This is a genomic window from Planococcus sp. TJ-307 (assembly GCF_058268435.1).
Window position 1 is genome coordinate 412,584 of sequence record NZ_JBZDOJ010000003.1, and the last position, 22,922, is coordinate 435,505.

27 protein-coding genes are annotated in these 22,922 nt (G+C 39.9%); 3 read left to right on the plus strand and 24 right to left on the minus strand.

The window, feature by feature from the left end; genetic code table 11:
* Positions 1–41: 41 nt before the first annotated feature.
* From AC4EHK_RS13560 to AC4EHK_RS13590, 7 genes are all read right to left on the minus strand, one after another.
* Positions 42–491: a PTS sugar transporter subunit IIA gene (locus AC4EHK_RS13560; RefSeq protein WP_490979317.1), complete on the minus strand. Its 450-nt coding sequence runs from the start codon at positions 489–491 to the stop codon at positions 42–44.
* Positions 492–722: 231 nt separating this feature from the next.
* Complete coding sequence (locus tag AC4EHK_RS13565) at positions 723–1,466, minus strand: aquaporin (RefSeq protein ID WP_490979318.1); 744 nt, start codon at positions 1,464–1,466, stop codon at positions 723–725.
* Between the two features lie 400 nt (positions 1,467–1,866).
* Positions 1,867–2,865 carry a tRNA dihydrouridine synthase gene (locus tag AC4EHK_RS13570; RefSeq protein ID WP_490979319.1) on the minus strand — a complete coding sequence of 333 codons (999 nt, stop codon included), beginning with the start codon at positions 2,863–2,865 and terminating at the stop codon, positions 1,867–1,869.
* Positions 2,866–3,178: 313 nt separating this feature from the next.
* A complete protein-coding gene (locus AC4EHK_RS13575) occupies positions 3,179–4,285 on the minus strand; it encodes a threonine aldolase family protein (protein WP_490979320.1) in 1,107 nt (368 codons plus the stop codon).
* A gap of 104 nt (positions 4,286–4,389) precedes the next feature.
* Positions 4,390–5,331, minus strand: a complete 942-nt coding sequence (locus tag AC4EHK_RS13580; protein ID WP_490979321.1) for a GAF domain-containing protein — start codon at positions 5,329–5,331, stop codon at positions 4,390–4,392.
* 309 nt (positions 5,332–5,640) lie between these two features.
* Positions 5,641–6,582 (minus strand): GAF domain-containing protein, encoded by a 942-nt coding sequence (locus AC4EHK_RS13585; RefSeq protein WP_490979322.1) that lies wholly within the window; start codon positions 6,580–6,582, stop codon positions 5,641–5,643.
* A gap of 303 nt (positions 6,583–6,885) precedes the next feature.
* Entirely contained in the window at positions 6,886–7,731 is an 846-nt protein-coding gene (locus AC4EHK_RS13590; RefSeq protein ID WP_490979323.1) for a DegV family protein, read from the minus strand.
* Between the two features lie 550 nt (positions 7,732–8,281).
* On the opposite strand from AC4EHK_RS13590, the gene AC4EHK_RS13595 reads away from it, so the two are divergent.
* A complete protein-coding gene (locus AC4EHK_RS13595; protein ID WP_490979324.1) occupies positions 8,282–9,226 on the plus strand; it encodes an Abi family protein in 945 nt (314 codons plus the stop codon).
* A gap of 342 nt (positions 9,227–9,568) precedes the next feature.
* Here the strand turns inward: AC4EHK_RS13595 and AC4EHK_RS13600 are convergent, their stop codons facing one another.
* From AC4EHK_RS13600 to AC4EHK_RS13680, 17 genes are all read right to left on the minus strand, one after another.
* Positions 9,569–9,910, minus strand: a complete 342-nt coding sequence (locus tag AC4EHK_RS13600) for a helix-turn-helix transcriptional regulator (protein WP_490979325.1) — start codon at positions 9,908–9,910, stop codon at positions 9,569–9,571.
* Positions 9,911–10,191: 281 nt separating this feature from the next.
* The gene (locus AC4EHK_RS13605; RefSeq protein ID WP_490979326.1) at positions 10,192–12,966 is read right to left on the minus strand and encodes a phage tail protein; all 2,775 of its coding nucleotides are present in this window, start codon (positions 12,964–12,966) and stop codon (positions 10,192–10,194) included.
* A gap of 129 nt (positions 12,967–13,095) precedes the next feature.
* Entirely contained in the window at positions 13,096–13,242 is a 147-nt protein-coding gene (locus AC4EHK_RS13610; protein ID WP_490979327.1) for a Com family DNA-binding transcriptional regulator, read from the minus strand.
* A 12-nt stretch (positions 13,243–13,254) separates the two neighbouring features.
* Positions 13,255–13,572: a hypothetical protein gene (locus tag AC4EHK_RS13615; RefSeq protein ID WP_490979328.1), complete on the minus strand. Its 318-nt coding sequence runs from the start codon at positions 13,570–13,572 to the stop codon at positions 13,255–13,257.
* 14 nt (positions 13,573–13,586) lie between these two features.
* Positions 13,587–13,778, minus strand: coding sequence for a hypothetical protein (locus tag AC4EHK_RS13620; RefSeq protein ID WP_490979329.1), 192 nt, complete (start codon positions 13,776–13,778; stop codon positions 13,587–13,589).
* A gap of 33 nt (positions 13,779–13,811) precedes the next feature.
* Positions 13,812–14,168, minus strand: coding sequence for a P27 family phage terminase small subunit (locus AC4EHK_RS13625; RefSeq protein WP_490979330.1), 357 nt, complete (start codon positions 14,166–14,168; stop codon positions 13,812–13,814).
* 99 nt (positions 14,169–14,267) lie between these two features.
* A complete protein-coding gene (locus AC4EHK_RS13630; RefSeq protein ID WP_490979331.1) occupies positions 14,268–14,789 on the minus strand; it encodes a hypothetical protein in 522 nt (173 codons plus the stop codon).
* 3 nt (positions 14,790–14,792) lie between these two features.
* The gene (locus AC4EHK_RS13635) at positions 14,793–15,338 is read right to left on the minus strand and encodes a hypothetical protein (protein WP_490979332.1); all 546 of its coding nucleotides are present in this window, start codon (positions 15,336–15,338) and stop codon (positions 14,793–14,795) included.
* Positions 15,339–15,355: 17 nt separating this feature from the next.
* Positions 15,356–15,547 carry a hypothetical protein gene (locus AC4EHK_RS13640; RefSeq protein ID WP_490979333.1) on the minus strand — a complete coding sequence of 64 codons (192 nt, stop codon included), beginning with the start codon at positions 15,545–15,547 and terminating at the stop codon, positions 15,356–15,358.
* Between the two features lie 44 nt (positions 15,548–15,591).
* A complete protein-coding gene (locus AC4EHK_RS13645; RefSeq protein ID WP_490979334.1) occupies positions 15,592–16,227 on the minus strand; it encodes a hypothetical protein in 636 nt (211 codons plus the stop codon).
* A 20-nt stretch (positions 16,228–16,247) separates the two neighbouring features.
* The gene (locus AC4EHK_RS13650) at positions 16,248–16,574 is read right to left on the minus strand and encodes a hypothetical protein (protein WP_490979335.1); all 327 of its coding nucleotides are present in this window, start codon (positions 16,572–16,574) and stop codon (positions 16,248–16,250) included.
* Between the two features lie 308 nt (positions 16,575–16,882).
* Positions 16,883–19,228: a DNA primase family protein gene (locus AC4EHK_RS13655; protein ID WP_490979336.1), complete on the minus strand. Its 2,346-nt coding sequence runs from the start codon at positions 19,226–19,228 to the stop codon at positions 16,883–16,885.
* A gap of 159 nt (positions 19,229–19,387) precedes the next feature.
* Positions 19,388–19,603 (minus strand): hypothetical protein, encoded by a 216-nt coding sequence (locus AC4EHK_RS13660; RefSeq protein ID WP_490979337.1) that lies wholly within the window; start codon positions 19,601–19,603, stop codon positions 19,388–19,390.
* A 5-nt stretch (positions 19,604–19,608) separates the two neighbouring features.
* A complete protein-coding gene (locus AC4EHK_RS13665; protein ID WP_490979338.1) occupies positions 19,609–19,926 on the minus strand; it encodes a hypothetical protein in 318 nt (105 codons plus the stop codon).
* Between the two features lie 2 nt (positions 19,927–19,928).
* A complete protein-coding gene (locus tag AC4EHK_RS13670; protein WP_490979339.1) occupies positions 19,929–20,390 on the minus strand; it encodes a hypothetical protein in 462 nt (153 codons plus the stop codon).
* A 3-nt stretch (positions 20,391–20,393) separates the two neighbouring features.
* Positions 20,394–20,522, minus strand: coding sequence for a hypothetical protein (locus tag AC4EHK_RS13675; protein ID WP_490979340.1), 129 nt, complete (start codon positions 20,520–20,522; stop codon positions 20,394–20,396).
* Between the two features lie 12 nt (positions 20,523–20,534).
* A complete protein-coding gene (locus AC4EHK_RS13680; RefSeq protein WP_490979341.1) occupies positions 20,535–20,834 on the minus strand; it encodes a MerR family transcriptional regulator in 300 nt (99 codons plus the stop codon).
* 175 nt (positions 20,835–21,009) lie between these two features.
* On the opposite strand from AC4EHK_RS13680, the gene AC4EHK_RS13685 reads away from it, so the two are divergent.
* Positions 21,010–21,717, plus strand: coding sequence for a helix-turn-helix domain-containing protein (locus tag AC4EHK_RS13685; RefSeq protein WP_490979342.1), 708 nt, complete (start codon positions 21,010–21,012; stop codon positions 21,715–21,717).
* A 16-nt stretch (positions 21,718–21,733) separates the two neighbouring features.
* Positions 21,734–22,903, plus strand: a complete 1,170-nt coding sequence (locus AC4EHK_RS13690) for a site-specific integrase (RefSeq protein WP_490979343.1) — start codon at positions 21,734–21,736, stop codon at positions 22,901–22,903.
* Positions 22,904–22,922: the final 19 nt, after the last annotated feature.

A 22,922-nucleotide genomic window follows, 5' to 3' on the forward strand; every position in this document is an offset into this window, starting at 1 on the left:
TTATCGAAAGAAAAGGGCTATTTCAGGAAACTTTAATGATTTTATACTTTGCCTTCCACGAGTTCATTCAGTGCTTCAACACTTTTGATCCGGACCAGTTTCGAAACCATGTCCGTGTCTTGGATCAGCCCCATTAGTTTCTGCAGCATTTCCAATTGGTCATCCGGACTCTTTAAAGCGAGCATAAAAATCAGCTTCACATCTACCAGTTTGTCATCAGTGCCCATCATCAAAAATGGAACAGGTTTTTTCAAGCTGGCAAAGGCTACTGTTGAGCGATTCACCATGTCTCCATCCGTGTGCGGAATCGCTACACCATATGGTTCAGTCGGCAATCCCGTCGGATAAGCCACTTCTCTTTGGAGTATGCTTTCGATAAATCCTTCTTTGACGTAGCCTTGCCTGATTAACCGGCTGCCTAACTGCTGCAACACTTGTTCTTTTGAATCTGCTTCCAGTTCAATAATCGCCAGCTCTTCCTCAATTTTCATTACCCACGCTCCCTTCCCCGCTTCAATGAAAGCTGTTTTACATATGTTCCAATTCAGCACATTTGGTATTATCCTTATTATAAAAGCGCTTACACTGGAAATCAATATAAAATACAGAATAGTTCGTTAATTTAGATATTATTTAGGTCTTATGCTAAAGCCTTTCATATAAGCGCCATCTGTAGACAAACAAAAAACCGCTTCCTTTTTTTAGCAGGAAGCAGTTTTTTGTTACTTGTCTGCTCTATCGATATCAGGCTCTCCCGCCACCTCAATACCGGTTTCTTCTTTGACAACAAAGAAAGATTTAAACACAAGAGCTGCCAGAGCTGCTCCAACCAGAGGAGCAGCAATGAATACCCAAACTTGAGCCAACGCATCGCTGCCCGCAAAAATAGCCGGAGCTAAACTTCTGGCCGGATTGACAGAAGTACCAGTCAGCGGGATGCCGATAATGTGGACCAGCGTCAGTGTCAACCCGATCACAATTCCTCCCATGTGCGAAGTGGACTTGCTTGAAGTCACACCAAGAATGGCCAGGACAAAGATAAAGGTAAGAATCACTTCGACGACAAGGGCACCCGTCAAATTTAATCCAACTGCACTCAACTCTCCATACCCGTTTGCACCGAACCCTTCCAAATTTGCCGAACTGGCGTTGACAAAAGCGAGAACCGAACTGCCTGCCAATGCCCCTAAAATCTGCGCACCCACATATCCCCCAAATTCTTTAAGCGTCAGATTGCCAGACATCAATACAGCCAAAGAAACGGCCGGGTTGACGTGGCATCCTGAAACGTGGCCAATGGCATACGCACCGGCGACAATAGAAAGCCCAAAAGCAAATGCAATCGCCAGAACGCCCAAAAATCCTGTGTCCGTGCCTCCTGTGTACCCGCCCAAAACAACTGCTGCACCTGTCCCCAAAAACACCAAAATAAACGTACCGATAAACTCAGCCAAATATTTCTTCATCTTATCCGACTCCTTTGGCCTGAATGCATTTCCAATAATCTTGCTTCTGCTAGCGGCAACGAAGCATGAGTGTCTGGCATTCAGAAAGTAGTTCGATCATTTCCATCCGGACTGCAGCATCAGTTGAGACAATACGATGTTTGAAAGTGTAACTGGAATCCAACATGCTCAATTTTTTGGAAACTGTGCTCCTTTCTGTTTGTTCTTTATTGGTTCTTGCCCACCTTCTAAGTTCAGCTCTTTTCGCTTTTTCTCTTACTAATATATTTTTGCTTTCATTGTAATTTTATACCCAAAAAAACGCAAGAAATTTCCGAAGCTGTAAAAAAGGCCTCCTGCCAATTCAGTGAATTGGCGGGAGGCCTTTTGCAAAAACTTTATTTATGAACTTATTCCAAACTCAGCTGTTTTCTGCAGCTTGTAAATTTTCAGCTTCCATTGCAGCTTCAAAATCGTTAAGCAATACCCGCACTTCATCCGTCGTTTCTGTGTACATCAATTGGTTTCTCAATTCCCCAACGCCACGGACGCCGCGAACATAGATTTTAAAGAAACGGCGAAGCGGTTTGAATGAAATCGGTTCGATGTCTGTTGAGTATTTGTCGTGAAGATCCAGATGCATCCGCAGCAGGTCAAATAATTCTTTGCTGCTGTGCTCTTTTGGTTCTGTTTCAAAAGCAAACGGATTGTGGAAAATGCCGCGCCCAATCATGACGCCATCAATGCCGTATTTGTCGGCAAGTTCCTGGCCCGCCTGGCGATCCGGGATGTCTCCATTGATCGTCAAGAGTGTATTCGGCGCGATTTCATCCCGGAGTTTCTTGATTTCCGGAATGAGTTCCCAATGTGCAGGCACCGCGCTCATTTCTTTTTTGGTACGCAAATGGATCGACAGATTGGCGATATCCTGCGCCAACACATGAGTCAGCCAGCCTTTCCACTCGTCCACGTTGGTATAGCCGAGACGTGTTTTGACACTGACAGGCAATCCGCCTGCTTTTGATGCTTGGATAATTTCAGCTGCGTTGCCCGGGTAATTGATCAGACCGCTGCCTTTTCCTTTTGCGGCAACATTAGGCACAGGGCATCCCATATTAATGTCGATTCCTTTAAAGCCCTGCTTCGCCATACCGATGCTCATTTCCCGGAAATGTTCGGGTTTGTTTCCCCATATGTGCGCCACCATCGGCTGCTCATCCTCGGTAAACGTCAAACGCCCCCGCACGCTGAAAACAGCTTCCGGGTGACAATAGCTCTCCGTGTTCGTAAACTCGGTAAAAAATACATCAGGTCTTGCCGCTTCAGCCACTACATGGCGAAACACAACATTTGTAACATCTTCCATTGGCGCTAATACAAAAAACGGCTTTGGCAAATCAAGCCAAAAATTCTCTTTCATGTTCAAGTTTCAATCCTTTCATTACGGGATGTTAGGCGAAGCCTCTATCCGAAAATTCTTCTTGGTTTTATAGTGAAAATCAATCATTGTCTATGTGTGCAACACTATCTCATTTTTTCTTAACCTTATACAGTTTACACGAATCATGCATTTGTGGAAAGTCGCGGGCTCTAGATCGAAGTTTAGATGGATAAACAGAATTTCTTTGTTTCTTGGAAACATCCCGAAAATAAAAGTGCCACGCACACAAAAAAACCTCTCCACAATTTGGAAAATTGTAGAGAGGGTTCACATCATTAACAGCTGCTCAGCATTAATTTCTAGTCAAAAAATGATTTGTCATGCTTTTATCAAGCTGCTCAAATAACTCTTTAACGCGTTCTTTAGGTACCAGTGAATACTGATCTCCCATAGTCACTTCAAACGAACAAGAATGCTTCCCATTCGCCTTTAAATGATTGGTTATTCCTACGCCTATTTGTTGTTCCAATTCTAATAAAACGAGTTCCACTCGCTCTTTAGCATATGGAAAGTGGACATGGAACATATTTGAAACAGGAACAGCAGGAAGAGTGGAAATACCATAACAAGAATTAAACTCATCCGCAACTTCCTGGGCCTCTTTAAAATACTGCTCCATTTTGTGTACCCGCATGTCAAAATAAAAATCGGCTGCGATGATGTAAGGGTACAAACTGATTAAATCGCCGCCGTGCCGTCTTTTCCAAACTTTTGATTGGTCCACAAAATCGCCGTCTCCTGCTAATATCGCACCTGCAATTCCGCCGATGCCTTTGTACAAAGATAAGTAAACACTATCAAATAACGCACAAACCTCGGCCGCAGTTTTTTTGTAATACGGCAAAACTTCAAGCAGCCGGGCCCCATCAAGATGCAGCCTGATTTCCTTGTCGCGGCAATGCTGCGAAATTTGTTCAAGCGTTTCAAAGCTCGGCAACTGCCCGCCGATTTCGCGTTGCGGCAGCTCCAGCAACACAGTGGCAACCTCTTCTCTCAGTTCCAGTACGTCTGCCAGATCAACCACTTGATCGCGGTCTGTCAGAAAAACCGAGTCAATGTTATGCAATTCTTTTAACCCGTCTTCTTCATGAATTTCCAAGTGGCTAAGCGGATGGTAGGCTACTTTTCTTATGCCTTTTTCATCACACCAGATGCGCAACGCAATTTGTTGGGCCATGGTACCGCTTGGAAAAAAGACAGCGCTCTCTTTTCCAAGCAAAGCAGCCATTTTCTTTTGGAAATCTTCAATTACTTGGCCTTGTCCATACAAATCACTGAGCAACTCGCCATCAACTGCCTGAAAAGCTTCTTTCAGCACATGAACATTTCGTGCGCCGTGGCCGGTCAACTTGTATGTGGATTGATTATAAATCCTTTGCAATTGACTTAGTTCCGCCATCTGGTCAACTCCCTTCAAATTCCACCACCCGAATCAGGCACGTTTGATCGTTTCATTAGATGATAAATTTTCGAATCCATCCATACTCTCATTAGCTGAGCTGCTTAATAGAAATTGTACGTATTCTTTCCAGACGTTTTTGCACGATACAATGCCTGGTCCGCATTTTTTAGAAGTGTCTGCAAATCGTCCGTACCATTGATCGGATACGTGACAATTCCAATACTTGCAGAAAGTTGGTATTGGGCATCCCATGTGCTTAAGTTTTTGAGCAATTGTTCTGCCTGTCGAGTCATTTCTGCTTTATTTGATAAAGTAGAAAAGTGAATGACAAACTCATCACCGCCTATTCTGGCCACAAAGGAATCAGAGTGCTGCTTCACAAATTTTTGAAGCCTCGAAGCCACTTCTTTTAACACCAAATCTCCAGCCTCGTGGCCATGTACATCGTTCACTTTTTTGAATCCATCCAAATCCATGAAAAACATTGTGCCTCCATCTTTGGCATATTGCTCATAAAATTTAGATAAGTACCGTCTATTATAGAGATCCGTCAACGAGTCGCGATATGCAAATCGCTCCAGATTTAAGTAGTAGGAAAACATTCGAACAATCCGCTGCAATAAATCGATGCTTCTTTCATCAAAAAGACTGGTTTTGTCATTTACCGCGCACAATGTCCCAAACTTTTCTCCGTTTACGAGCGAAATCGGAATGCCTAAATAAGAACGGACATTGGCTCCCTCGATTCCTTCTCTTAAATGATCTAAATCGCTTTCTTCTCTCGTGTCTCTAAAAATCGCAGGTTGTTTTTTCTCGAAATCGACCTGATGGCACAATGAGTCGCTAATATTAAATATCGTGTTCTCAGCCATCGGAATACTTGTCTCATGGTCAGAAAGCTTTAAGATTAGTTGCTGATTGCCACTAATGGAACTTAAATAAAACAAATGATCCGGCAAAATTTCTTTGGCTAGGCCAAGTACGTCACTCGCCAGCTCTTCAAAATTATTATACATCCCTAGTTCCTGAAATGTTATCTCCATACAGCACCTCAATTATTATTATTTACTTTCTCAGCAATTCAAAAGGGTAAGTAAAAAATAACAGAAATGATTCTGCCCTATTGCCTTTTATTCGATACAAAATTTAACTATATTTATTTAAGTTTAGCATAAATTATGAGAGATGTTTAACAATGCGACTAGTGCTGGTGGGAGAGATCCTTATTAATTTGAAACAAAAACGAACTGCGAAGAACCGGAAATAAAAATCCATATAAAAACTCCTAACCTCAAATGTAAGCGCTAAGAGTTTTTACCGAATTTATAAACTTGCTTAATTTCAACAAGGTATCAATAAAAATTATATCTGTTCTTCCCTGAAGTTTTTGCATGATACAGCGCCTGATCGGCGTGTTTAAGAAGCATTTTTATATCACCTGTGTAATTAACCGGATACGTGACAATCCCCATACTGGCAGAGAGGTCGTATTCTCCATCCCACATGCTTAAGTTGTGAAGTACGTGCTTGGCTTGCTTGCTCATTTCTTCTTCGCTGGAAACATCAGAAAGATGAACGATGAATTCATCGCCTCCTAATCGAACCACAAAGGCATTCTGATGTTCAGCCGCAAACTTTTGAAGCCTTGAAGCAACTTTTTGCAACACAAGATCCCCTGTATCGTGCCCATATATATCATTTACCTTTTTAAATCCATCCAAATCAAGGAAAAATAGCACTCCAGCTGGTTTAGAATCATCTTTAAAAAAATTCGTCAGGTAGTGTCTGTTGTATAGTTCCGTCAGTGAATCTCTGTAGGCAAAACGTTCCAAATACAAATAATACGAAAACATCCTGACGATTCTTTGCAGCAATTCCACACTCTTCTTGTCGAAACGGCTCTCTTCATCATTTACCGCACACAGAGTCCCGAACCTTTCCCCATTCATTAGAGAGATGGGAATACCCAAATAAGATCTGATATTGGCCTCTTCAAGAGCCCCTCTTAAATTGTCCAAACTGCTCTCTTTCCTCGTATCTTCATAAATCAATGGTTGTTTGTTCTCAAAATCAATCCGATTGCAAATCGTTTCGTTCAGATTTACAACCAATCCTTCGGTAATGAGAATATTTGTATCATCATTCGAGAGCTTCAGAATCATCTGCTGCGTGTCGCTAAAGGATGTTAAATAAAGCAATTGGTCAGGCATTATTTCTTTTGCCAGATCCAGTACATCTCTACTTAACTCATCAAAATTTTTATACATCTGCAATTCTTGAAACGTTGTTCCCATAAAGCAAACACCCCGCTTATTGTCATATTTTCTTTTGTACATCGATTCGATGTCAGATAAAACACAACAAATTCATATCTACTTTTTAGTTTTTTTAAAAGTCCCATATTTTACTGTATTTCTTAAAGCTTAACATATAAGAGGGAAATACGTTCAACAACTTTGCTGCTCATTGGTGACCTTGGAAGACTGTAAGACTGTCCGAATACCAAAGCCCACCTGCTATATGTTGAGCCATTCAAAAAAGAAGAACCCATTATGGATTCTTCCTCACTGCATACACGAATTAACTTTATAGATACCTCAATACGTAACCCAACTAAGCCCAGTCGTCCCTTCCCCTGCGTGTACAGCTACGCACACACTCAGTGAAACCACTTGTACTTTTAAATCAGGAAATTCCTGCACTAGTTCGTTCTTCCATAGTTCTGCGTCTGGAGCGTTATTGCAGTGAATGACAGCCACTTCCGGTACAGTGCCCCATTCCATATCTGCGCGAAGTGATAGCGCTACCTTTTCTTTTGCACGTTTGTTTAACCGGACTTTTTCTTTCATCACCGGTTTGCCATCCTCGAAACTAATAACCACTTTAATATTCAATAGATTGCTGACAAATGCCTGGGTTCCCGAAACTCGCCCACTTTTATGCAATTGCTTTAAACTTGAAGGAATAAACGACAACCTCGACGTTGCGGTCATTTCAGTAATGGCTGCAACTACCTCATCGATGCCTTTGCCGTTTGCCAACAGCTCATCACCCGTTTCAATCATTTTCACCATTGGGAAAGAACCAATCTTGGAATCGATCGGGTAGACCTTGAAGTCGGACATTTTTGCAGCTGCCTGTGCGCTTTCAAACGTTCCCGAAAGGCCGCTTGACAAGTGCAGCGCAATCGCAAAATCATATCCGGCTGATTGAAGCTCTTCGTATAACGAAACCATCTCACCAATTGCAGGCTGCGAGGTTTTCGGTGAAACTTTGGCTAAGCGCAATTTATCGTAAAACTCTTCTTGTGTAAGATCGATTGATTCCCGAAATGACCCATCAGAAAAAACAACACTAAGGGGCAGGATGTGGACATTGTGTTTTTGGATGAAAGCCTCATCTAGTTGCGCAGCTGTATCTGTGATCCAAGCGATTTTTTTCATTCAAAACTTCTCCTCTAAATGCAAATTTACTATCAAAGTATGCGTTCTACAGCTAACTTACAGGACAGCCGAATAGAGCGCTAGTGACAGTCGTCACATACGGAAAAAGTTTCAATGCAGTCGACATGATTTGAACATATATCGCTTTTTTCCTTTTATTTGTAAGAGGAGGAGAAAGCGGTTTTCTAAGAAAAAACCTCTCACCAATTCAATGAATTGGTGAGAGGTTTTGGGATTTGGCTTGATTATGATTTGGTGAAGCATTCTTTAGTCCTTGAAAAATCGAGGACTTGGAGAATTTGTTACATCATGCCGCCCATTGAAGAGTGACAGATATAGCTTTCTATGGGGTACTGAAAACTCTATTATATAGAAGGTTTTCATTTTTCCTTTGTATAGAAATCTACAGGAAATCATTTCATTGTTGCCGGATTGTTGCCTAACAAGTAAATTACTTAAGTTAAAAAAACTGCTATTTTTAGAGCACAATAAAATATTTTATGATGTTATAATAAGAATTAAATAGAAAATTTTAGAAAGGATGGTGAGCATGACGGATCCACAGTCTAAAAAAACGAAAAAGAAGTTCTCTTTCGATGAAATGATTGATCACTTGGAAAAAAAGAATATAAGTTTTAATAAAATTTCAAAAGCTGACGCTAAACAAATTTTAATTAAATCTAACTATTACTATAAAATTTCTGCTTATAGAAAGAACTTCATTCAGAAAAAAAATGGCGAGTATACCAATCTTGATTTTGCATATTTGGCTGATTTAGCAGCAATTGATATGAGACTAAGATATGTGGTATTACAAATGTGCTTAGATATTGAGCATTCAATAAAAACCAAATTACTTACGGATATAACAAATGATTCCCGAGAAGATGGTTACAAAATAGTAAAGGATTTTTGTACTTACGATAACACTACGTTGAAGTATTATATGAAAGGAATGTCAAAGGACTCTCACTACAATAACGGACTCTATAAGAAACATCATGAGAATCCTCCAGTTTGGGTTTTTTTTGAAATCATTCCTTTTGGTGCTTTTGTTAAATTCGTCGAGTTTTATTATTTAACCAGAAAAAGAAAAAAATATTTAGAGCTCTATGAAGTTCTTAAGTATGTTAAAAACATCAGAAATTCAGCGGCTCATAATAATCCAATTATTATGGATATTGTAGCAGTAGGACAATTAACAGATCCAGTAACAAAGCCCGTTTCGTCTTTTGTAATTCCCATTAAATCAATAAAACCCGATTTACGACGTAAAAAACTCACTAATAGAAAGGTACATGATTTAACAGCATTATTCTATGTTTATGATACCTTTGTTCTTAGTCCTCAAATGAAGAAAATCCGATATGAGAGTGTTCAAGAATTATTACAGAGATGTAAAAGGTTAAAAAATGAATACAAAAACCATAATGGATTGGTTTCAGTTTATAATTACTTTAACAAAATGGTTGACCACTTAACGAAAGAAGTGTAACATGGTTCTTAAGGAAAAAATCGATTCGCTCGGTTTGTACAGGTGAAGGCCTTCCTTCACCCTTAGTTTAGCAGATTAGAAGCGTCACCAAATGGTGGCGCTTCTTTTATTTTGTCTAGAATTCCTTATTTTTTACAAACGTTAAAAAATATACAGTTGTAAAAGGCTTGTGTTATTTGTAGAGAAATTGAGAAGAAAGTTGTTGCACGTAGAACCATTTGAACCCAATTCCCAACCTTAGGAATTTCAGGACCCGAGGTTAAATCGTTTCTTTTACCTTTATTGGATTCAGCTATTTCGTAAATTTTTTCTATCAAATCCACAGACTGGAATATGATGTCTTCAGCTTTTCTCCGAATTGATATGATAACTTCCTTCCAGATATGTACTTTTCGCTTCTTCTAATAATTCAATTGCCTCTTTCGCGCTTAATTCTGCTCGAATTAAAGAACCAACTATTCGGGATGCAATGTCTTCATTCTCTATATGATTCCCTACATTTCCAAACAATTCATCTAAGCTGACACCGAAGTAATTAGCGATTAAAATTGCTTCTGGTAGCGCGAAAGCTGTTCTTCCGATTTCTTTGTTTTGATAAGAAGACTTACTGATTCGTAAAATTTTAGCCATATCCTTTTGCGTTAACCTGTTTTCTCTCCGTAGAATGTAAAGTTTATTGGTCATGGCCTATACCTCCACTTTGATATCAATTTCGCTTAATTCTACCAAAACACTTTTTTCAACAAAAATAGAATTGAGTTGTGAGGGATTCGGTTTTCGTCGCGCGACGAAAGGCTTATTCTCTGTTTTGCTTTTCAAAAATGGAAGAAAGTCATTTTCCTCTTCTTTTGAGCATGTACTTTTTGGTACGCTTGTAAAATAGATACCTTCAAGCTGTTACTCTTTTTCGAGTAATAGCAGCAATAAAAAAACAGCCAAATTAATGGCTGCTTGTCTTATTGAGTTTAACGTCCTCTTCTATCCACCTGCTGTAAATCATACAGTTGACGTGCAACACGTTTAACATCGGCTTCTTCACGAATAACAAAGTTATTGCCGGTAATCGTCGTTCCGCCCAGCATGCCCATCGTTTCGTCATTCGGTCTGACCTTCGAACCCCTCGGCATTTCCACAAGTTCAGGACCTTGTTCTCCCACAATGGCCATACCACCCTGGAAATAATCCGTTCCTTTTGCCAACATTGGAATGTCTGGAATATTAACGCCAGCCCCACCGATGGCCGGAACCCAGTCTGGAATCTGTAGCGTGTTCATGCCATTAATAAATCCATTGATCAACTCTATAATTAGATTTATGGAATTTCGGATGCCATCTGTAATGCCGGACCAAATCGACGTTATATTGTCTCCTAATCCAGTAAATACACCCGTTATGGCGTCACCCATTGAGACAAAAACATTACCCAAAAATTCACCGAAAGCTGATGCCTTTTCCTTTATCCAATCCCAATTCTTTACGACTAAAACAAATGCCGCAATCAGGGCGGCCGCGGCACCGATCGCTATGGCTATTGGTGCAGAAATTGCTGCAAAGGCTCCTGCCAGGATTGGCCACAAACTAATAATGCCTGAAATCACTGGTGCCAACAGAAGGAATGCCCCACTGATCGCCGCAATGGCAGTCGTGACAAATGCTGCAATAACGGTCAAGGTTTCATTTTCAGCCGCAAAGTTTGCGAATGCTGTAATTGCTGCTGTAACTGCTATCACTACTGGTGTTAAGGCAATGGCTAATTTGGCCATCGCATCTTCCAAATCTTGCGTCGCCAGTGCATTTGCAACAACGGCTTCATTCTCCCTCACATACTGCTCATACATGGCATTTAACCCTTGGTCGGCTAGCAGTTGGGAAATGGCATTTGCACGCTCCTGTGTGGACGAGAGACCTTGTAGCTTCGTGTTAAACTCTTCCACACTGACGCCACTCTTTTCCATCAGGTCGGTTAGTTGTCCGGTTACTTCCCCTGTTTGTACAGTAGTTGTAAAAGATTCAGCTAAGCCTTCTGACGAAAATGTCTCGCTATACTTTGCAATCGCACCAGCGATACCCTCTGTCACTTTGTTTATTTCTTCTTCCGTGGTATAACCTGCCTGGAATAAGTTACCCATCGCCTCGGTGATCTGCCCGTTATCTTGTCCAACGGCTGCTAAATTCTCTCGAGCCTTATTGATGTCTTCTAAAGACAATCCTTGAACGTCGGTATCCACAACCAACCTTGTAGACTGCTCAATAGGAGCCGTTTTTGCCACTTCTACTTTTTCTGCATTCATCTTCACGAAGGAATCTAACTCGTCTTGATGAGCCTTTTCGGTTGCCGCAAGTTCTGCAGCCAATCGTTCATCCAGTAACTTTTTACTTCCTTCTTGCTGTTCCTTTAAGCTTTCAAGTTTGGACTGATTGATGGCGTTGAATGATTCCAATTCGATTGCTTGTCTTTCTTGTAAGTTTTCTGTGTTAATTTTTAGCTCTTCACTAACCTGTTCTTTACGCAAATCAAACTCAGCTTGAATGGCTTCTTTTCTTTGATCGAACGCTTCATTAATGTTTTCTTTTTGTTGCCCTAACGCTTCAATCTGATTGTTGCGTTCTTCTTTAATTTGTTCAGCACGAAGTCTTGCTTCAAACTCCTGTAAATTTTCAATAGCCTTTTGTCGCTCTTCAGCAGATTTAGCATTACTAATCTCACCGTTTAATTCACCGCGTCGCTCTGCGTCTTCACGTTTCTTAGCAGCTCTTTCCTCAGCTTCCGTTAACCCTCTCAGCCCGTTAATTTCATCATCAATTGCTTTGATTTGGTTATAGCGCTCTTCATCGATGAGTTTCATTTTTTCGAGATACTCTTTATCGATTAACGCGAGCTTCTGATCCGATGCTTTCTGCAAGGCTTCCATTTCATCGCTCAGGGACTTTTCAAGCGCACGGGACTGTTGGTCATAAGACTTAGAAACGGCTTCATATTCATCGTCCAGTGTCTTGCTCAGCGCGTCCTTCTGATCGTCATAAGCTGCAGACAAGGCATCTGCTTTATTGCTGAGACTTTCATCCAACTTAGCTTCTTCTTTATCAAGTTTTTCTTCATAGATTGCCAGTTCTTCTTCGCTCATTTGTTTCGTGTTTGTACTGAAGGTACGAAGTCCACTACCGGCATTGGCTGCCTGTGTTTCTAACATTGCTAGCTGCATGTTTGTTTCTTGCATACCGGTGACAAGACCACCTATAGCGGCAACACCCACAGCTGCGCCCTTAGAAATGCCATCGCCAATCTTTCTGCCTGTTTCCTGTGCCGTGTCACCTAGGTTTTCAATGTCTCGTTCTGCATCTTCAATATCCCCAGTATCGACATCGCCCCGTATTTGCAGGTCTGTTTGTTGTGCCTGATTCTGCAAGTTTCGAAGCAAAATTTCTGCAGACTCAACCTCACGATTGAATGCGCGGAAAGTAGAATCATCGATTTCCCCGGCTTCGAATTGTCGGTTTACTTCTGCCTGTGCTTGGCGCAGAGCATCTAGTTTGCTTGTAGTATTATTTACTGCGTCCTGCAAGACATCTAAACGTTGCTGCAGAAGATTGACGTTACTTGGATCGAACTTCAATGCGTTGTTAATTTGTTTGAGTTCCTTACTGGTTTTTCCAGATGCCTTATTGACATCCGTTAATGCTGATTCAATGCCTGAAGCATCAGCTCCAAGTTCAATTGTGATACCTTGTATCTTTACCATTGTTCTCCACCTCTTTTATGGTTGCTCGCTTTACTCACTGGCTTCCAAAAAAAAGAAAAAGAAGCCCGGCCACAGTAAAGCGGCTGGACTTCTGGAGTCTCTATAGTGTCTGGAAAATGAATTCCTTTATTATTTATTTTTGAAAATATTCAGTTGGCCACATTTGTGGCATTTGATTTCAGCAGTACCGATTAATTTCCCGAGTAGCCTACTGCATTTAATGCAGCGGACCCGTTTGAGATAAGATGGTTCTTTTTTAAGCAAAGTATCTTTCAAACAGCACCGCCTCTATTCTCTTATTTTTTGAGCGATCTCCGTAAAGATTTCTGTTAACGGAAAGACTTCGAACCCTTCTAACCATTCTTCATATTCCGGGATTTTATTATCAGCCGTCTTAGCAAACGCCCAGACAATTTGCGCCATTTGGTCGCTGTTTTTCAAATTCACTTTGTCCAACTTCAAATGATCTGCCATGACTTTGAAAGGGTCTAGCTTATACCGGCTTTTATATAACATTATCGCGGCCTTATTGATTCGCAGTTTCACTTTTTTTCCGTCGATTTCTATACTAAAAGCTTTATTAATATTTCGATTTGAAGCGAACATGATTTCACCCTCTTTTATCTTTTGGGATTCAGACTTTCCAACATTTTTTTCTTGCGTTCTAATAGTTTAGCCTTACGTTTTTTAAGAGAAGCCTGATACTCGGGCGTTCTTTTAATTTCTTCTGCTTGCCGTTTACGGTATTCAACGTGTTCATTGGTCCCGGATCTTAGCAACATTTCTGATTTTCTCGCGGTTGTTTTTGCCATATACTTCACCTCCTCTTGGTTCATTACAGATGCTCAAGAAAGACTCTTTAGAAACGATTCGAGATTAGATTCTCCGGCTTTTTCAACCTTAATGCTCTCTAATGCCTTCGGATTTAGTCCTAATCTGTCGGAATATGTCGCAATATCTTTCCGTAAACCTTCCATTGCCGTATAGATTGGAACCTTTCTATCGTTGGTTGCGCCCGCTTTATTCGTATAGGCCTCTGTAATTTGGTAGTCCGACTCGATAAACGTTTCTTCAAAAACCTCGTACTGGTGCTGCATTCCGGCGAAATTATTAATCATCGTATTGAATTGAGGTTTATACGTCCCCAGTTCCTTCATATTTTTTATTGCTTCTCTTTTAATGACTTGCTTTGATCTAGCCAATTCTCACACCCCTTTTTCTCTGAGATCAGTGGAGGCGGAAAAGGTCCCCCCCTTCCATCCCCTGAGAAGTTTTTTAAAAAATATTTTTCTGGGGGGGGATTACTTTCCGCTTAAATATTTTTCCGTACTTTCAAATTTCGTTTTGTTTTTCTTGAAACTGTTAGTGTCCAGTAAGTTCCTGCCCAACATCCGGCTCTCATGAAAAGCTTCCGTTAACTTACTTAGATACACAGTGATTTCTTTTTCTGCCTGTGCATGTTCTGCGGCTGCCTGGTTTTTCAATTCCTCTACTCCAAGCTCTGCCATTCTATCCCCGATGGTTTCACGAACATCTACGCTAAGCGAATCCAATACTTGTTCATGTTCAGTTTCAAGTGTTTCAATGCTGGTCCGGATGGAATTGCGTTCTTCCATTCCATATGTTTCCGACAACGTCTGCTTCAGTTTATGGATCTCGTTAGGGATTTCGGCTTTTCTCTGCAGCGCTTGTTTTTCTTGTGCCATCAATTGTGTTTGCTCCGCCTTGATTGTCTCCATTGCGGAATTAAACGCAGTAACCGCCGTTGTATTTGTTTTGTAAAGTGTAGGTGCTTGGATTTTTTCAGTTTGTATGAATGTCATTGGTTATTCTCTCCCTTTGTGTGGTTTATTTTTTTGTGAAAGGATTCGATGTGAATTCATGATTTTTGAACCGCCTTTATAAAGTGACGAGGAATTTTCCAAGGCGGTAAATCGATGAATTTCTTTTATTGCCTTGACCATTTCTTTCTCATACGCTGTAGCAGCAGCATAAATCATTTCGTATTCGGCTTTGGCTTCTGCTTCTAGTTTTTGGATAGTCGGGTTGCTGATTAGTTTTCTTGTGTATGCATGGATATCCAGATCCGAATAATCATCAACGTTATCCAGTTCGTTTTGAAGCTCCTGTTTTCTTTTCTTAAATGCCATTTCTTCAAACTCATCTTCTGCCATTAGCATTCCGGCATTCGCTTTTTTTAATGCGTCTTTGATTGCGTTGATCTGTTTGAGAGATCCGTTCTTTTTTTGCGTCTGTCTTGCAACTTTCGAATTGATTTCCCACATTGCTTTTTCAAACTCTTCCCCCTTCGGTTCATCGAAGTTTGGAACTGTAATCTTTTCGCCTTGCATGATTTCTTTGAATGATTTCATAAATAATCTCCTTTGTATTAAGTAGTTTGTCTTTGTGATTCCGTCTCAGATTGACGTTTCAAGGTTCTTTGTTTTTCTCTTTCTTTCATATCGTTGAGAAGATCTTTCTTGGTTACTACTGCATTTCTGAAGCCTATTTTGAAAGATTCCTTCATATCTTTACTTTGAAAGGTTTTGTTAAAACGCATAGGGTACTGGTGTTTTCCCAAAAATCAATTCCCCCTTTCTTTTAGCCTGTTAAATTATGGACACCCTACAATGCATCAGGATGTTGAAATGTTTCTCGAAAGTATTTCCGTAAAGCTTCTCCTTTCTCTTCAAACCTTTTTCGCCACTGTTTCTCCGCATGTTCATCCGGATCTACCAGCTGCCACTTACCATCTTCATAAAGAGAAAGCATACGTTTAGGCAAACGCTTTTCAGCTTTAACCTTCACGAACTCTTCATGCTCTTCCTTAGCCAGCTCCGTCCGAACCTTTTCAAGATGCCGTTCTTCAGCCTCGATCTTCTTATGAATGCGATGGAGCAACGAGCTAACGAGTTCAGGTCGCACATACTTCTTTTTCTGGAAGTAACGAACCATGATGGCCTTGTCGTGATCCGTCAGCCAGTCGAGCATCGTCTGCCAACGGACATGGCGCTCATGCTCATTCATAATCAAACGGTCATAGCGTTCCTTAGCCTCGATGATCGCGATAGCTTGGGAATCTGTAGCAGTCTTGATACCCTTCGGATTTAGCGGATCAAAGTTCGTTGTTGAGTACGAGATACATTCATACAGTTCCTTGTGAAAACTAGTTCTCAGCGCTTCCAAACGTTTGGCACGCGTTAAGGCTTGCGCTAAGTGCTTAACCTGCCAGGCGTCGATATTGAACGTTTCGGCATCCATCCTCATCTCCCTTTCTTTAGTCACCAGCCAGGTAACTTTGCAAAATCCACATGCTGCAACTTCCTGGACAGTTGATAGTTCCAGTTTTTGCAGTGAGGATTTTCTGGAACAAAACCGGCTTCCGCGAAAGCTCCCTTTAAACAACCGTTACTGATATAAAAACCTCTGTGGCTGTATTCGAAGTAGTGCTTGATTCGATAAGAAGACGGACCACCGAACGACTTTATTTTGTAGGGAACAATGTTCCTTTGGATCCACGCCTGCAATATCTTTTTCTGATGGGCAGACAGTTTGTCGTATTCAGATGGGTGATCGATTGTATTTGGTTTTTCTAGTGCTGATAGCATTTGGTTTCCTCCTTTTTTTGAACAGATCATTTATTGCTATTTTTCAGCAATAAAGCAATAAAACAGCAATATCGTTAAACCCTTGCCTCGCTTGAACTCAGAGGACTTTTATTGCTTATTGCTGGAATTTAGTCTAAAAAATATATAGGTGTGTAGTAACAAGAACTCCATCAGTAGAACACCTATCTAATGGAAAGAAGAGATTCTTCAGCAATACGGCAATATAGCAATAAAAGTGGTGAGACATCTTGCGTAGCATAGGCTCGCTCTTATTGCTGTCTTATTGCCGAGTATTGCCGTTATTGCTGTTATCTCTCTTTGAAACCTTTAACCGTTTTCCAATTACCGTTGATTTTCAGCATTTTATCTTTCCAAATTAGATTGTACTTAGCTCCGACTGCTTCTTTGAACCGCTTCATGCCAAAAGTATGGCGAATATTGTTTTTGTCGCACCATTCAAGATAGTCTTCAAAAGTTCGCGTCCCTAGATTGTCAATGAAATACTCCCTATCAAATTCATCAAAGAAATCAATTAACGGATCATTTAAATCAGAGAACTCTTTTGCAACTTCCGCGACTTTTTCATTCGGTGTTAGCACTGAACCTGACCGTTGAGTCATTTCTTTAATAGCCTCTACAGCTAGTCGAAGTACATATTCTCTCGCGCTGTCTGATTCCAGCTTCTTCATACTTTCAGGCTCAGAAATTGCTTCTGGATCTTTTGTGAAATCAAAATCAAACGGTAAAATATAGAGCCTCTTATTGATTTGATTGCCGTACTCCTTGAAAGCCGGAAAATGATTACTGGCTGTGATGCAAATAGTGTTCATTTGAACAGTCCGACTATCCTTATTCTTTGCCTCGATTTCGAGGTACCCGCCTGTGATAATCGTCTTCAAGCTCCCAGAATCTTCAATTGGTTTATCTGGCTGATCATCGACAATATTAGCTAGTTTTCCGTAGATGCTACTCCCAGCAAAGTCATTTGTTGCTAATCTGTGTGGACTAACGGCCGATATTGAACTACCTGAGTTGAACGTTTTTTGGATCATGTACAGCACCGTACTTTTACCGTTACTTGCTGATCGCCCATAAAGGTAGAACATTTTAGGAACTAATAAAGTCGGATAAAGCACGGCACCGAACATTTCATGAATGTTTTTAATCGAAGCAGCATGTCTTTTTGTGACTTTCAGCAATGTACTTTCTACAAAGTCGTCATGTGCTTCTGGATTGTAATTGGTTGGAATCTTCTTGGTGACAAAAACTTCAGGTGTAAAATCTTGAAAGTCCATAGTTTTCAAATTCAATAAACCATTATTCACTGCGACATATTCCGTTGACTCTTCTTTTTCCACTGGTGACATGTCGATGATATAGTCCTGGATTTCCTTGATATTGGAGTTTTTCAAAACTTCCAAGCCACGTATGATTGAACGCAAGTGTCTGCACGTTTTATCAATCTCATATATGCCCTTAGATGCGTTGTAAATATATAAGTCACCATGTCTATCCGGGAATCGGACTATACTGTTCTCTTGAAGAACGTAATTAGCGAATCTGTCATGGAGTAGAGAATGTGTGCCGTTTTCATTCAATTTCCACCATTGACCCTTTTTAATTTCTCGCTTATCACCCTCGATGTATAACTCAAAATTAAAGTTTTCATCATAGAAGGCCTTTACTTTTTCGTCACTCTGACAAAATTCAATCATGGCTTTGTAACTCGGCTTTTCTCTCATTTCTTCCTGTCCTTGATCAAGGTTTCCAAATTTATGGATACGTACAAGATCAAACGCGTTAACGTTTTGGCCACTAACTGGATCGGTACCATGATTCGAGTGAAAGTGTGTGTTCTCATCGTAGACAATTGCTCCACCTTTTGTTGACCCGTCCAGATAGGTAAAACGGTCTCTGTCATTGAAAGCTTCGTAAACCCCTGATAAGAAGGTTTCCAATACGTCTGTAATTGTGTAGATATTACAAAAGGCTCCTATCCAGTTTTGCTTTTCTCTGGGATCACGCTTCTTAAAGTCATCACTGGCAAACTTAGCAATCTCTCCGATAGACTTGCCGTAATGTTCAGGAACGCTATCTGGATTAAAGAAAGGAAGATCCTGCAGCTGTGTTTCATAGTATTCTGGCTTCGAACAAGTCGGGTAATACATGATTTGCGATAATGTCTTACTTACGTTGTCTACCTTCACTTTCAACATATCAGCTACAAATTGAGATGCTCCCCCATACTCTTCAGGCAACACAGGACGCGACAATGGAACAATCAATCTATACCTAGGCGCTTCTGGAGTGCTGTTGTGTGTTGAATACATGAATGCAGCTATTTTTGAGTAATTTTGTACATTCTCAAAAACGTTTATGCCATCTATATCATCAATATCCAGGCAGATAATGGATCTGGTAAGAACATTGGCGTTTTTACGCTCACCTTGAACGAATCCACCGACAAAACCTCCTGCACTTCCTTTCTTGTATGAGGTTTTTGGTGTTCTAAGATTGTTAACAAATTCGCTGTACATGATTTTTTCGTTCCCTTTAACTTCAGTGTCAGTCGCAGAAGCGAAGTTAGATATATCAATTAGAAGGTCATGCTTTAGTTCAATTGGCTTTTCAATAATTGCGGCTTCATTCGGCAAATTGCGATCGCCTCCTGTCTTTATAGATTATGTTTTTCTTTTATAATTTCGTGATTTGGGTTATAATATTTGATAAGATGTTTTATTAGTTAGCTGACTTCTCACTGCCCGGTGAGAGGTCTTTTTTTGTTTCCAAACGAATATTGGTATAAATCGGAGTCATAAGCGCATTCTGCTTTCTTCTTCGATTTTTGACGCTAAGAATATCGTCTTTAAAACTTGCGCCTTTTCAATAAGGGATTCACGGTCTTTAGCTTCTATCGGTGTAGACTGAACAACTTTCTTCTCCAATTCATCCATTGCGGTAAAACTGCCAGTTACCTGTGTTTCTGGTCCCTCTAAATCAACACTGTAAGTGAAAGAATATCTTTCCATAGCCATTACTCCACGTCCTTTTTTATAATTTCTTCATGCAGGCTTTCTCCCAATGAAGTAATATCTTCTGTGTCTTTTCTGACATCTTTCATTACATAATTCATGAATGAAGCCAAAATCCTAACCTCTTGCTGATGTTCTTTGTAGTAAAGCTTTTCATGACCGTTATAGACAGCCTTTTCCATATCGTCCATAAGGTGATAAAGCTTCGTTGAAATATCATCCAGTAAATCTGTGCGGACACTAATGTTGCCAGTCACACTGTTAACCTCTCGGACTGCTTCTACTACCACTGGTGATACCTCGAATTTGTTAGTTTTCATTTTTATAACTCCCCATCCATTTTTATTTTTTCAACATTTTCAATTGATTCAAAATCAACCATGATTTCATGTTCCTTACGATTGTTGAAAACTGCTAAAACATTGCCAGGATGAACGACGGTTTTATAAATTCTGCTATCCGTCCAGCCAAAAAGATGGTTGCGATCATTAAACCATTTAGCTGTTTCTAAGCTGCTCGTCCATCCGATTCCATAAACATAATCTGGCGTTGCGGCTCTATAAACAGTGATTATTTCTGTAGGCGGTATGGAGCCATCGTCACTACAAAATCCGGCTTCTATGAAAATTTGTAGCCATTCTTCATAAGAAGATAGATGTCCCGGCCATTCTGCCAAAGTCCAAATTTCGGGTAGCAACTGATTTAATTCTTTTCGTGTTAGCTCGTACCAATTATCAAGAAAATGTATTGCTCTTTCATTTCTATCCATCATCCCGAAATCCATGTACTAACCTCCTAATGAAATTAATGTGAAGAGCGCAATGGCTCCAGTAGCGATGAAAGTACCGTAAAAATATGCACCATCCTCGAAGCTGATTGATTCAGTTCCGAAAAAATATTCTGTAACTTGTTTCATGAAGTCGCCTCCTTACTCTCGAGCAAGTTTTTGAATGTTTCCACCGTTATCACGTACAGTTTTATAAAATTTATTCATGTATTCATCAACTGTTTTCTTATGGAAGAGCCATTTACTACCTAGTCGAATAGCACCAAACTCTTCATCATGCAACATATGTTTTTCCACTGAAGCCCAGCTCATATTTAGATAGGCCGTCAACTGCTTTGAATTCATAAAGAAAACCGTTTCCTCTAGCTCTTTTAGACGTTCTTCAACTTTTTGTAGATAGAGGTCCTTTAATTCTTTTTGGTCAATTTCTAAAGTAATCATCTCTGTCCTCCTCAAAATTTATTAATCACTATAAAATACACTACGTGTTATTCTGTGATTAATTATAAGTCTAAATCATAGGACGAAACTTTGCAAGCATTATTTTGTGATGACTCATTACAATTGTGATTAAAAAATGTTAAGATGGAAAAAACAAAAGAAATGAGGGTTTTAAATGAAAAAAATAACAGAGTATGGGAAGCTGCAGAGAGAAGTTAGAAGACAGCTCAAAATGTCTATTCGTTTATTAAGCGAAAAAGCCGGAGTTTCTCATTCTTATCTATCGCAAGTTGAAAATGGAACTAGGTCCGCACCTTCTACAGAAATAATAAAAAAGATTGCCAACGCTTTGAATTATGATTACTTCGCCTTGATACGAGCTGCCGGTTACATGGATCCTGATTTAAACTTAGGACAACTGATTAGAAATAGCAGAGAAAAAAACAATATGACGAAAGAACAATTAGCGAAAGAAATAAACTTTCCTTTAAGTAAACTGATTGAAGTTGAAAATGGCGAGTTGATTCCTTCATCCCAAACACTCAAAAATATATCTCAAGTATTAGAAATTGATTATGCAGAAATGATGAAGAAGGCCGGCTTCTGGGACGAAGACGGGAATTTTATTGATCCTTTTGATAAAATGGCGAAAGCTAAAAAATGGTCTCTTGCTTTTGAAGTTCCTGCAATGGAAATATTGAAAAATAATGAAACAGAAGTCACTCGTTCAATTCCGGTTGAAGAAGCATATAGCCGTTTTTTAGAAATAGAAAATATCTTAACAATGGACCACCCAATTTATTTCAACGGTAAAAAGTTGTCTATACATCAACGCAAACAATTACTTCAAATTGCTAACATCGTATTTAGTCCTTCACAATAAGAGGAGTGATTTACTAATGGCCCATTTCCGAGAAAAAAACGGCTCCTGGGAATACATCATCAGTGCAGGTAAAGATCCAGTAACTAAGAAGTACACCAAAATAAGAAAATCTGGTTTCAGAACCAAAACAGCTGCGAAGAATGAAGCTCGAAGAATTGAAGAGGAATTGAAACAAGGTACTTATGTAAAAGAATCCAGCATGACGTTCAGTGACTTCTTCACTCAATGGGTTGCCCACTATGAGAAACGCGCAAAAATAAGCAGTGTAAGAGCGCGATCGATCGCCGGAAAGAAGCTATTAGAAGTGTGGGAACATCATCCACTAAGCAGCATTACCATGCAGATGTATCAGAAGCGTTTAGATGATCTTAGCCTGCAGGTTAGTGAGAACTACTTGGACAGCATACACACCACTGGAAGAATGATTTTCAAACATGCTTTAAAGTTGAAGTTAATTAAGTTCAATCCTACTGAGCATTACGAAAAGCCAAGAATGGCTAAAGATGAGGTTAACGATGAAGTGGAACAAATGGATAACTTTCTTGAACGTGAGGAATTGATGGAGTTTCTTTTGCTGACTAAAAAATATGGATTACCAGGTGACCTAGTTTTGTTTACTACGTTGGCATATTCGGGGTTACGTATTGGAGAGTTAGTATCTTTGAAGGACTCGGATATTGATTATAAGACGAATGAGATTAATGTTACTAAGACCTATTACAATCCAACAAACAATATGAAGGATTTCAAACTACTTACGCCAAAAACAAAAGGATCCATTCGAAAGTTCGAATTAGATCCATTCGTTGTGGGTTTGATTAGAGAACATGTAAAGCAGCAAAAAGAAACTAAAATGAAGAATCGAAAAATCTACAAAGACCAAAACTTCATTTTTGCAGATGGGTTAGGTTACCCACCTACTGTCAAAAAGGTTTCCATCCGCTTGCAGCGTTTAATGAAACTAATGGACACATCCAAGCACATCACACCTCATAGCTTCAGGCACACCAATATTTCACTATTGATTGAAGCAAATATACCAATTGGTGAAATCCAGCGCAGAGTTGGCCATACAGATATAACAACCACAATGAACATTTACTCTCATATGACCAAAAATACAAAGAGCACGGCATCACAATTATTCAGCAATCACCTCTCTGCTTTAACCGCAAAACTGCAATAGAATATTTTTTTGAAATCGA